The sequence below is a fragment of the Sphingomonas sp. SKA58 genome, assembly GCF_000153545.1.
Lineage (GTDB): Bacteria > Pseudomonadota > Alphaproteobacteria > Sphingomonadales > Sphingomonadaceae > Sphingobium > Sphingobium soli.
Genome location: NZ_CH959307.1, coordinates 65,144 through 77,046, shown reverse-complemented (window position 1 = coordinate 77,046; position 11,903 = coordinate 65,144). Strand labels below are relative to the sequence as shown.

Annotated in this window: 7 protein-coding genes; 4 read left to right on the top strand and 3 right to left on the bottom strand. The window is 62.6% G+C overall.

Features of this window, described 5'->3' with window-relative positions; genetic code table 11:
• The first annotated feature begins 35 nt into the window (after nt 1–35).
• Nucleotides 36–1,157, top strand: coding sequence for a glycosyltransferase family 4 protein (locus SKA58_RS09600; protein ID WP_198005957.1), 1,122 nt, complete (start codon nt 36–38; stop codon nt 1,155–1,157).
• Between the two features lie 4 nt (nt 1,158–1,161).
• Here the strand turns inward: SKA58_RS09600 and rfbD are convergent, their stop codons facing one another.
• Genes rfbD through rfbA form a run of 3 tightly spaced genes read right to left on the bottom strand, consistent with a single transcriptional unit; the run spans nt 1,162 to nt 3,442 of the window.
• Nucleotides 1,162–2,019: a dTDP-4-dehydrorhamnose reductase gene (gene rfbD / locus SKA58_RS09595; protein ID WP_009822219.1), complete on the bottom strand. Its 858-nt coding sequence runs from the start codon at nt 2,017–2,019 to the stop codon at nt 1,162–1,164.
• Nucleotides 2,016–2,561 (bottom strand): dTDP-4-dehydrorhamnose 3,5-epimerase, encoded by a 546-nt coding sequence (gene rfbC / locus SKA58_RS09590; RefSeq protein ID WP_009822218.1) that lies wholly within the window; start codon nt 2,559–2,561, stop codon nt 2,016–2,018. The genes rfbD and rfbC overlap by 4 nt, the downstream gene beginning before the upstream one ends.
• A complete protein-coding gene (gene rfbA / locus SKA58_RS09585; RefSeq protein ID WP_037542918.1) occupies nt 2,558–3,442 on the bottom strand; it encodes a glucose-1-phosphate thymidylyltransferase RfbA in 885 nt (294 codons plus the stop codon). Before rfbA ends, rfbC begins: the two co-directional genes overlap by 4 nt.
• A gap of 444 nt (nt 3,443–3,886) precedes the next feature.
• On the opposite strand from rfbA, the gene SKA58_RS19155 reads away from it, so the two are divergent.
• The 3 genes from SKA58_RS19155 (at nt 3,887) to SKA58_RS19150 (ending at nt 11,903) form a co-directional block, all read left to right on the top strand.
• Nucleotides 3,887–6,808 carry a hypothetical protein gene (locus SKA58_RS19155; RefSeq protein ID WP_232209407.1) on the top strand — a complete coding sequence of 974 codons (2,922 nt, stop codon included), beginning with the start codon at nt 3,887–3,889 and terminating at the stop codon, nt 6,806–6,808.
• Between the two features lie 144 nt (nt 6,809–6,952).
• On the top strand, nt 6,953–7,567 hold the full coding sequence (locus SKA58_RS09575; protein WP_009822215.1) for a hypothetical protein: 615 nt from the start codon (nt 6,953–6,955) through the stop codon (nt 7,565–7,567).
• Between the two features lie 58 nt (nt 7,568–7,625).
• Entirely contained in the window at nt 7,626–11,903 is a 4,278-nt protein-coding gene (locus SKA58_RS19150; RefSeq protein WP_009822214.1) for a glycoside hydrolase family 99-like domain-containing protein, read from the top strand.

The following is an 11,903-nucleotide window of genomic DNA, read 5'->3' as shown; positions in this document are numbered from 1 at the left end:
CGCCGGGAGCATCTAGGCCCACGCATCGCCGCCTCTTGATTGATGTCTCTACGATTGCGCAGCATGACGCGGGCACTGGTATTCAGCGGGTGGTTCGGGCGCTCTGGCAGTGTTTTATCCAGGCAGAGCTGAAGGATGTCCTCGTAGTGCCGGTCGCGGCGACGGCGAGGCGCGGCTACGCGGTTGCGCACTATGATCCGGACAGTCTGACATTCTCGTTGCCCGCCCGGTCCGCTCCATTGGTGAAAGCCGCCTCGGGCGATATTTTCCTGGGCCTTGATCTCGCTGCGCACAGATTGATCCGCCATCGGCGGCAGATCGCCGGCTGGCGGCGCGCGGGGGCTTCCATCAATCTGGTCGTCTATGACCTGTTGCCGCTTCAACGGCCGGACTGGTTTCCAGAAAGCACCGGGCGGAATTTCCGGGGATGGATCAAGGTGCTGATGCGCCATGCCGATCGCGCCATCTGTATTTCGGAGCAGGTGGCGCGCGATTTGCACGATATGCTGCAAACCGCGCCTGCGATGTCGCTTAACCGAATTGAGATTGGCGTCATGCCGCTCAGCGGCGCGATCGAGCAGTCCAGCCCTACCATGGGTATGAGCGCCGAAGAGGATGCCGCGCTTGCCCAACTGAACGGCCAGAAAATGGTACTGGTCGTGGGGACTATCGAACCGCGCAAGGGGCATGACAGCCTCATCGCGGCGATGGAGCATCTGTGGCAGATTGACCCCACGGCGCCTTGGCTCGTCGTCGTCGGTCGTCCTGGTTGGCGCACCGAATCCTTGCAGGCGCATATGCGGGAGCTGGCGCGGCGGCAGCCGCGTTTCCTGTGGCTGGACAGCGCGACCGATGAAGTGCTGACCGCCATCTATGCGCGGGCGTCGCTGGTCGCGGTGCCTTCACGCGGGGAGGGCTATGGATTGCCGGTCGCCGAGGCGCTGCGTCACGGCTGCAAGGTGCTGGCGCGCGACCTGCCCGTGTTGCGCGAACTCGAGCGCCCCGGCCTTTATTTTTTCACTGACGAAGCGCCCACTGCGCTCGCAGCCCGGTTAGTCGAGATTCTGCACCATCCAGATCCCGCACCTTTTGTCGGTGCCGGCTGGGACGACAGCGCGCGGGCCTTGCTCCGCGCGCTGAAACTGGTCGACGCTTAGACGGTCAGCCGTTCGTCTTGATCGCCTGCATCATCACGCGCAGATTGGCGCGCCAATGCGGCGTCGGGCCACCCAGAGCGTCGAAGGTCGATGCCTTGTCCAGAACCGAACAATGCGGGCGAGCCGCAGGCGTCGGATAGGCGCTGGTCGGGATCGGCACGATCCGCGCCTCCTGGCTCAGCAAGCCGCTCGCCAGCCCTTCTTCCTGGATGGCGACCGCAAAATCATACCAGCTGGCAGCACCGCTGTCGGTATAATGGTGAATGCCCGAAACGCCCTTGCCGGCCATGGTCCAGAGCGCTGACGCAAGGCCGGGCGCGTAGGTCGGCGTGCCGATCTGGTCGGCGACCACCCGGACTTCGGGTCGTTCCGCCATCAGGCGCAGCATCGTGCGCACGAAATTGCCGCCGGTCGGCGCATAGACCCAGGCCGTGCGCACGATCAGCGCATCCGGTCCGGCCAGTTGCTCGCCCGCCAGCTTGGTGCGGCCATAGGCGCTCAACGGCGCGGTCTGCGCATCAGGGGCGTAGGGAATTCCCGCGCGTCCATCGAACACGAAGTCGGTCGACACGTGGACGAACCGTGCCCCCACGGATCGGGCGGCGTCCGCCAGCGTTCCGGTCGCGATGCCATTGATCGCCATTGCGGCGTCTTCTTCTGTTTCCGCCCTGTCCACGGCAGTATAGGCGGCGGCGTTCAGGATGAGATCCGGCTTTTCGCGCGTGACAAACGCCCCGACTGCGACGCTGTCGGTGATATCAAGTTCATCGACGTCGACGCACAGCAATGTCGCGTCGGCCGGCGCGGTCGCCTGCAAACCCCGGCCAAGCTGGCCCTTGGCTCCTGTGATCAGCGTTTTCATGCGAAAGCCTCGATCTCGCTTAGCGCCTTGCCCTGTGCGTCCTTGCCCGACAGCTGTGGTTCCAGACCTTCCAGCGGCCATTCGATGCCGACGGCAGGATCATTCCACATCAGCGAATGTTCGGCGGACGGATCATAGGTCGCCGTGCATTTGTAGAGAAATTCGGTGCCGTCCTCCAGCGCGATGAAGCCGTGCGCAAAGCCTTCGGGCACCCAGAACATGCGCTTGTTGGCAGCCGACAGCTCGACGCCGACCCATTTGCCGAAATGCGGGCTGGACCGGCGGATATCGACCGCGACGTCCCAGACCCGGCCGGCGGTCACACGCACCAGCTTGCCCTGCGGATTGGGATTCTGGAAATGCAGCCCGCGCAGCACGCCCTTGGCGGATTTGCTGTGATTGTCCTGGACGAAATTCAGATCCAGCCCGGCCGCCTTGAACGCGCCCGCATTATAGCTTTCGTAAAAGAAGCCGCGTTCGTCGCCGAACACGCGCGGTTCGATGATGACGGGGCCGGGGATGGCGGTCTCGATGATGTTCACGCAATCGCTCCCTTGCCGCCGAGCAGGTCCATCAGATAGTCGCCATAGCCGCTTTTGCGCAGCGGGGCCGCGACCTTTTCCAGCTGAGCGTCGTCAATGAAGCCCTGACGCCAGGCGATCTCTTCGGGGCAGCAGATTTTGAGGCCCTGGCGGTCCTCCGTCACCCGCACATAGAGCGCCGCGTCGAGCAGCGATCCGTGGGTGCCGGTGTCGAGCCAGGCATAGCCGCGGCCCATGATCTCGACCGAGAGCGCACCTTCTTCCAGATAGAGGCGGTTGAGGTCGGTGATTTCCAGTTCGCCACGCGGAGAGGGCTTGAGGTCCCGCGCCATATCGACCGCGCGGCCATCGTAGAAATACAGCCCCGTGACCGCATAGTTGGACTTGGGCTGTTCGGGCTTTTCCTCGATCGTTTCGGCGCGACCCTGCGCATCGAACGATACCACGCCATAGGCCTTGGGATCGCTGACATAATAGCCAAAGACGGTGGCGCCATTGTCGCGCGTGCCGGCATTGCGCAACAGGTCGACCAGGCCATGGCCGTAGAAGATATTGTCCCCCAGCACGAGCGTGGAGGGATTGCTGCCCACGAAGTCCGCGCCGATATGATAGGCCTGGGCCAGCCCCTTGGGTTCGGGCTGCACGGCATAGGACAGGGACATGCCCCATTCGCTGCCATCGCCCAGAAGAGCTTGAAAGGACGCCGCATCATGGGGCGTAGTGATGATCAGGACGTCGCGAATGCCCGACAGCATCAGGGTCGACAGCGGATAATAGATCATCGGCTTGTCATAGACCGGCATCAATTGTTTCGAGACGCCTTTGGTCAGCGGATAGAGTCTTGTGCCGGACCCGCCGGCCAATATAATTCCCTTGCGCACATCAAGCTCCCTCAAAGACGGTCGCGGTGTAAGGTTGGCGGGTGTCGATTGCAAGGCGATGTTGCGGCGCGCAATGTCTGGTTGTGTGATGGGGTCGGCCCAGAACGAGACTCCGCGTCTGGAAGGCAGAAGCTGGCGGCCGCCCGGGGGCGTGGCATTGCTGCGCTGCCGCGCAGTTGCCTGGCGGTGACGAGCACCGTCGCATAGGTGCCAATCTCCGCGCCAAGCCGGCTGCCGATGTTGCAATGCGGGACAAAGCTGGGGTTTATGATTGACAGGTGCGACCATGGCGTCAGAAGGTGCGGCCATTCAGTCTGGGGGCGGTTAAGGGTGGACGATATAGTGTCGACGGAAAAAACGCAGGCATCGGGCGGGGCGAAATCAGGTCAGGCACAAAAGGTGGGGGCTTCCGCCCCTGTTTCCCCGTCAGCCAGACGTACGGCGGTGATGATTGTCGCGATGCACCGTTCCGGCACCAGTGCCCTGTCGCGCGCGCTCAACCTGCTCGGCGGTGACATGCCGCCGCGCCTGATCGGGGCTGACCAGTGGAACGCCGCCGGCTACTGGGAATCCAAGCCGATCAAGGACCTGAACGAGGAAATGCTCCTGTCGGGCGGCGGTGAATGGTCGGAATGGCTGGAATTCAATCCCGACTGGTTCAAATCCTCCGCGGTGCAACGGTTTCGCGATCGCGCGATCGAACTGGTGGGTAGTGAATTCACCGACTCGCCGCTCTTCATCTTCAAGGACCCGCGGCTTTCGATCCTGATGCCGTTCTGGCGTTCAATCTTCGACGAATTGGGCATTGATCAGGTAGCCATCCATCCGCTGCGCAATCCCGTCGAGGTCGCGCGATCGCTGGAGCGGCGCAATAATTTCCTGATGTCCAAGGGCGTCTTGCTATGGTTGCGCTACACGCTCGACGGCGAGCGTGGAACCCGCGGGTTGCGCCGCATCTTCACGACGTTCGATGATCTGTTGGAAGACCCGGCCGGCCTCATCGAGCGGACGCAGGACGATCTGGGGCTGATCTGGCCGCGCAATTCGGTCAAGGCGCGCCGTGAAATCGCGCAATTCCTTTCTGCCGACATGCGCCATCACCGCGATGGCGCACGGGTACTCCGTTCGCTCAGCTACGGTTCCGACTGGGTGGTTCGGACATATGAGACGCTGATGGGCTTTGCCGCCGATGGCGAGAATGCGGACGGACGTGCGGCGCTGGATGAGGTTCGCGCGCAATTTGTCGCGGCGAGCCATGCCTTTGGCACGATCGCGAAGGATAATGAAGATCGGCACGCCAAGATCGCGCAGTTGCAGCAGGACCGCGAGAAGGCGGGCGCGCGTCAGGCCGAACTGGAAAGTAGTGCAGCCGCCGCACAAGCAGAGCTTGATGCCCTGCGCGCCGGGAAAGTAGAGCTTGAGCGCAATTTTTCCTCGACGCAGGAGCGCCTTGCCGCGTTGCAAACGGGGCAGGAAACGGCTGAACGGCAATTGGCCGAGGCCCGGAAGGAGAGGGACGGGTTGCGTGAGCGCGCTCGTTCGCTGGAGCAGCATGTCGCTGGCTCCCGCAAACAGGCCGAGGAGCTGAAGCTCGCGCAGGCTGAGGTCGAGGCCCGCGCTGTGAAGGCACAGGAACAGGCTGAGGCGATCCAGCGCGCCAAGGAAGCGCTCGAGGCGCGCCATCTGGCTACGCAGAAGGAGCGCGATACGCTGCGCGAAATGCGCGCCAAACTGGAAGGAGACCTGTCCAACGCCTTCGCCGCGGTGAAGGACGCGCAGCAGCAGGCGGATGCGGCTCGGCAGAAGCAGGAAGAAAGCGCCGCAGCGATCGAGGAGGCTCAGCGCCGCGCCGACGAGGCAGAGCGGGAGGCCGCCACGCGCCAGGAGGAAAGTGCGCAGGCTCTGTCGGATGCCTTGCACAAGCTGGGCGATGCGGAACAGGCATCATCCGACCATCAGGTAAAGGCGGCGCAGACCGAAGCGCTCGCAAGGCAATGGGAGGAGCGGGCAGAACAACTCTCCGGTCAGCTGGCACAGGAGCGCTCCACCCACCAGGAAGAGCTAAAGCGGCTCCAGGATGATCTGGCGCAGACGGACAGCGCCCTGCGCCAGAGGCAGCTGGAAACCGAGCAGGCGGCCGAAGCCTTGCTCAATGCCCGGAACGAGTGGCACGAGCAGCAAGGTGCTGACGCGAAAGCGCGCGCCGAGCTTGAGCAATCCCTGGCGCAGGCACATTCCAGGCTTCGTGATCTGGAGCGGGCGAAGGCGGCGGCGGAAGAGGCGCTCAAGGCCCGCTTCAGTGAGATCGCGACATTGACCGAGCAATTTGCTCTGCGCGAAATGGAACTCGCGCAGGCGCGCCAGTCACTCCTTGCGGCGAACCAGTCCTTGGCCGACCGTGACGCGCAATTGCGCGCGGCCGATGAGCATAATCAGGCGGATCGGGAGCGGCATAGCGCTGCTTTGGAAAGGGCGAACCGCGCCATCACCACGCTCGAGCAGAATCTGCGCGAGCGCACGGCGGAAACCATCCAGCTTCAGGGCGCGGTCAATCATCGCGAACTGGAACTGGCCCAGACGCGCCAGATGCTGGACGATGTTCGCCAGCGCCAGGACGATGCCGAAGCCAGTCTTGCCGAACGCAATGGTGCGATCGAGCGGCTTCGCGCGGACCTCGATGAACAGACCCGCATGCGCGACAAAGAGCAGGAAAGACTGCGGCAGGTGCAGGCGCAGGTCGACGACCTTCAACAGGCCCTCGCCGACCAGGAAAGGGCATCGACGCAAAGGCTTGATGCGGTATTGCAAAATCAGCGCGATATCGAAGCTGATCTTGCCCAACGGGATGTCGCGCTGCGCGAGCATCGGCAGCGACTGGAGGACGCGCGGGTACAGGAGGGCGCTCGCACCGAGGAACTGGACCGCCTGCGCACCGAAATGGCGCAGCACGCTGCCGAGAGTGACAGGCTGCGCAAGGCTCATACGGATGCTGTAAAGGCGGTCGAAGCCGACCTTCACGACATGACGCGAAAGAGGGAAATCCTTCGCGCGACGGCTCTGGCCAGTCAGCAAAGCAATATCGACCTCTATAATCGCTTGCTATCGTCGCTGGAAACGATGTTGGCGCAAGCGGTCTTGCCATTCCCCAAACTCACGCGAAAGAAAACCGAGCAGCAGCAACGCCGCCTGATCATCGACCATGCCGGCTTTGATGCCGACTGGTATGTATCGGCCTATCCGGATGTCGCCGTTTCACCACTGGATCCGGCGCTGCACTTCATTCGCCACGGCCTTGCCGAAGGGCGCTCGCCCAATGCGAAAATGGCCGCGCTGCGCGAGTTGGCCCAGTCAGCCGCGAAGCGCTAGGATGACTGCAGGGCGCGGGGGAAGGCTTGCATCAACAGGGTGGTTGCCATAGTCGCCGCACCATCCTTCGGTACTTGGTTCGTGAGCCGAAACCATCATGCGATAGCCTGAAGCGGGGCAGTTTTGAACAAAGGAAGCGGTGCGGTGGAAGATTTGGAAAGCCAGGGGAATGCAGGCGGCGGCGCCGCGATGGCGGATGACCGGGCCACTGCCGAATTGCGGTTTTTACGCGCACAACTGGCTGACGAGACGGCGGCGCGTCAGGCCGCTGAGGCTCAGGTCAAGCGCCTTGACGACGAACATCGCAAGCTCAAGGGCGAATTGCTGGCCGCTAAGGATCAACAGGCAACGACCGTGCGCGAGCATGAAGCCGCACTGGATGCTCGTTTCAAGGAAAATGCAACGCTGATGTCCGCGCTCAAGCGTGCGCAGGATCGGGAAGGACGCGTTCAGGAACTGGTGGCGCAGGCCGACAAGGCGCATCTGTTGTTCACACGCCTGCTCGGCGCGTTATTGCGTCAAGCGGCGCCGAAATACCTGCCTGCCAATGTCCGTTTGCAGCGCAAATGCGCGTTGCTGGATACGCATAGCCTGTTCGACGCTACCTGGTATCTTAACCAGAACCCTGATGTGTCCGAAGCGGGCGTTAATGCCGCCGAACATTTCGTGACCCATGGCCTTCGCGAAGGACGCTCGGTCAATCGCACGATGGAGGATTTGCGCCGCTGCGCAGCCGCCCTCCAGGAAAAGCCGCGCTGAACCTGTTGCCGATATCCGGCTCCATGTCTGGCGCCGCTCGATTCCATAAAGGCTGATAATGCTGACTTTTGATGATCTGGCCCGCGAAGTCGAACAATCGGGGCTGTTCGATGCCGACTGGTATGTGAAGACCTTCCCGGACGCGCGCCTGGTGGACGTCACTCCCATCCAGCATTTCGTGCGCTTTGGTCTTCTTCTCCAGCGTGATCCCGGCCCCAGGTTTGACACACGGCATTATGTGGAGGTCAATCCCGATGTGGTGGCGGCGGGCATGGATCCGTTGCTTCACTATATTCGCCATGGCGAGGCGGAAGGGCGCGAGCCGCTGCCCGCGCGCAAGTCGCCGGTAAGGCTTGTCGACTCCGTCGCAAAAGCGCATCAGCCGATGCCAAGTCCGGTCGAAATGACCTGCGATATCCGTCATGCGACTGATGCGTTCGGGTTGCGCGGGCTGGAGCCCAACGCGCCACTGGCGGTCGTCCTCAATCTCGCGCTTAAAGATGACGGCGCACAAATCCGGCAGCTGCTTTCCCGCCTCGGTGCGCTGGACCTGTTCCTGATGGGAGCGATTGATCGGCTCGGCGCTGAGGCGTTGTCGGACAACATCGTATCGCTGACGTTGCTTGGCGACCCAGATGAGGCGGGGAATGCCCGAGGTTTTGCGCGTGTTGCAGGCTCCGGGGCGCTGGATGGCTATGAAGATATCCTCTGGATATCGCCGCAGGATGGTTCGGGCGAATCCCTGAAACAGGCGATCGCGCTTCAACCTGCCTTTGTTGGCGATGCGCAATGGGGCCTGGCAGGCGCTCACGCCTCTATGCTGGTCCGACAGGATGCGGAGCGCAAGCTGCTGATTGACGCGCTCAATACGGCGCTGCCACGCCTGGGCTTGACCCTTGGCCAGGATCCTCTGCACCTGGTCGGCGGCGCGGCGATCTGGCTCAAGCCTTTGCTCGGGCGGCCCCTTGCCGTGGCTGTGCGTGCCGCTGAATTGGCTGGTGCGGGGGACGCCAGCAAATTTCCCGGACGCGATACGGTTCTGGGGATTTTGGCCGCCGTTGCCCGGGAAGGGGGCATGGAGGTTCGCAACGCCGCGCGCGGGCCGGCGCAAGCAGCCGCGCCTGACCGCCCTCTCAAGGCTGTGGCTTTCTACCTGCCGCAATTCCATCCTATTCCCGAAAATGACAAATGGTGGGGCAAGGGCTTTACCGAATGGCAGAATGTCGTGCGCGGAAAGCAATTGTTCCGCCACCATTATCAGCCCCGCGTGCCGGCGGACCTTGGCTATTATGACCTGCGCCTTGAAGAGACGGAGGTGCGCCAGGCCGAACTGGCAAGCGAATTCGGCATCCATGGCTTCTGCTTCTATTATTACTGGTTCAACGGCAAGAAGCTGCTCAATCAGCCAATCGAGCAGTTCGCCAGGTCGTCGCGCATCGACACCGGCTTTTGCGTATGCTGGGCGAACGAAAACTGGTCGCGCAATTGGGACGGCCAGAACCGCCACGTCCTGATGCAGCAGGATTATTCGCTCGAAAGCAATATCGCCTTCATTCACGAAATGATCCCGATGATGAAGGATCCGCGTTGGATCCGTCATTGCGGCAAGCCGGTTCTGCTTGTCTATCGCATTTCGATCATTCCCAACTGGTTGGAAACCGCGCGCATCTGGCGCGAGGAATGCCGCAAGGCCGGTCTTGGCGAGATTCACCTGTGCGCGGTGCGCTTTGGTCTTGAATCGCTGGCAGGCCAGCCGCAGGATCACGGGCTCGACAGCTATGTCCTGTTCCCGCCGCATGAAGGCGCGCGGGTCGATCTGCGCGCCAAGGTGCATGATCTGCATAAGGATTTCGGTGGCGAGATTTTCGACTATGGCGCCGTCGTCGATGGCGATGTCGAACGCTATGCCGACGGCTATGAATGGCCCGTGCACCGCGGCGCGATGCTGGGTTGGGACAATATGGCGCGCCGCCTGACCGATGCGCGCGTCTTCCATGGCGCGACCCCGCAGGGGTTCCGGCGCTGGATCAAGGGCATATTGGATCAGGAAAGCCGCCATAACAGCGCGCCTGAAACGCTGATGTTCATCAATGCCTGGAATGAGTGGGCGGAAGGCACCTATCTGGAGCCCGACCAGCGTTGGGGCAGGACGAACCTGGCCGCGTTCCGCTCTGCGGTCGACGCGACGCCGGGAATGAAGGCGGTGACGCTGCCGGCCGGCATCGCCGCTGCGCCCAAGCAGGAAGGTCGGCTTGCCCATCTGGGCAGCCCGCTGGCGCCGGACGGCACGATGCCGCGCGGCCCGGTCTGGTATCGCGGCTACAGGGAGGTGGATCCGACCAAGCCGACGATCCTGTTATGCGCCCATATTTCCGGACATCAGCTGTTCGGCGGCGAACGCAGCCTGCTCGATGTGCTCGAAGCGCTGGCGACGATGCCGGTCAATGTCATCATGACGCTGCCCAGCGACAATAACCGCGCCTATATCGAGGCGATCCAGAAGCTGTGCGCAGGCGCTTATGCCTTCCGCTATCCGCAATGGATGGACAATCGCGACAATTATGCATGGCTGATGCTGGACTTCGCCGACATCATCGCGCGCCATGCCGTCGATATCGTCCATGCCAACACCATCGTCCTGCTGGAACCGATCGCGGCGGCGCGGCGCATGGGGCGCACGGCGCTCAGCCATGTCCGGGAACTCATCTCGCTCGACAATGGCCTTCAGGAGCGCATGGCGCTCACCACCGGGGAGATCATCAGCACGGTGCTCGACCGCACCGACTGGCTGATAGGCAATTCGCGCGCCACCTGCGAGTTGTTCGCCCGCGACAATCGGACCCTCTACGTGCCCAATGCGGTCACGGTCGAGGATTTCGAGATGCGCAACCTGTTCGGCAACACGATCAAGTTCGGCATCGTCAGTTCCAACATCCCCAAAAAGGGCATCGCCGATTTTGTCGAGGTCGCCCGCCTGGCGGCTGCCCGCACCAGCCGCGCCAAGTTCGTCATCATCGGCCCGCGCACCGCGCAGATCGATGCTTGGATGGACGAGGTCGCGAAGGGCGAGCGCCCCGACAATCTGGTCTTCGCCGGCTACAAGGACAGCGCCCGGTCGGCCATGTCGGAACTCAATGTCCTGCTGAACCTGTCCACTTTCGCCGAATCCTTCGGCCGGACGGTCGCCGAAGCTTTGGCGGCCAAACGCCCCGTCATCGCCTATCATTGGGGCGCGCTGCCTGAGCTTATCCAGCATGGCGAAACCGGCTATCTGGTGCCGTTCAAGAATGTCGCTGCCGTAGTCGATGCGGTGGCCGACCTGTGCGAGAATGACGCCAAGATTGGAGCCATGGGGGAAAAGGGCGCCGCCTTCATCCGCCAGAATTTCTCGCAGCAGCGCCTGCGCGATCATGTCGGCCAGGCTTATGGCCGGATCGTCGGTCGGCCGATGACTCCGCAGAGCGATGTGGGCAACGCCAAACCCATCGATATCGCCGCCCAGACCATCGGTGCGGCCTTGCCCTGCACCATCGTCATGCCCGTCTACAATGCTCCGGAGGAAGTGCGGGCCTGTATCGCCTCCGTCATCAAGCACACAAATTTGAAGGACAATCAGCTGCTCGTCATCGACGATGGCAGCCCCGATCCGGCGGTTGGACCCGTGCTCGACAGTTTTGCCGGAACGCCGGGCCTCACCATCATGCGGTCCCCTCGCAATCTGGGATATACCAAGACGATCAACCTTGGCATCGGCCAGGCCGCCGGGCGCGATGTCATCCTCTTGAACAGCGATACGGTGGTTACGCCGCGCTGGCTGGAGGGTCTGCGCGCCACCGCCTATAGCCGGCCCAATGTCGGCACGGTCACGGCCATGGGCGACAATGCCGGCGCCTTCTCCTTCCCGCTTCATAACCAGAAATGCGACAAGCCCGATCATCTGACGCATGAGGAATATGCGTTGATGATGGTTCAGGCGGCGGTCGATTGCGCCGCGCCTGAAGTGCCGACCGGCTCGGGCTTCTGCATGTATATCCGGCGCGCCATGATGGACGCATGCGGCACGTTTGACGAGGAAGGCTTCCCGCGCGGCTATGGTGAGGAGAATGACTTCTGCATGCGGGCGATGAAGGCGGGCTGGGTCAACCTCATCTCGCCCTGGGCGTTCGTCTTCCACATCCGCACCGCCAGCTTCAAGGGCGAGAAGGACAAGCTGGTCAAGGAAGGTGTCGATGTCGTGATGAAACGCTATCCCGACTATGCCCGCCTCGTAAAGGCCGCCTTCTCCGGCCCGGACATGACCGTCCTGCGCCAGGCGACCGCCCGTGTGACGAAATGA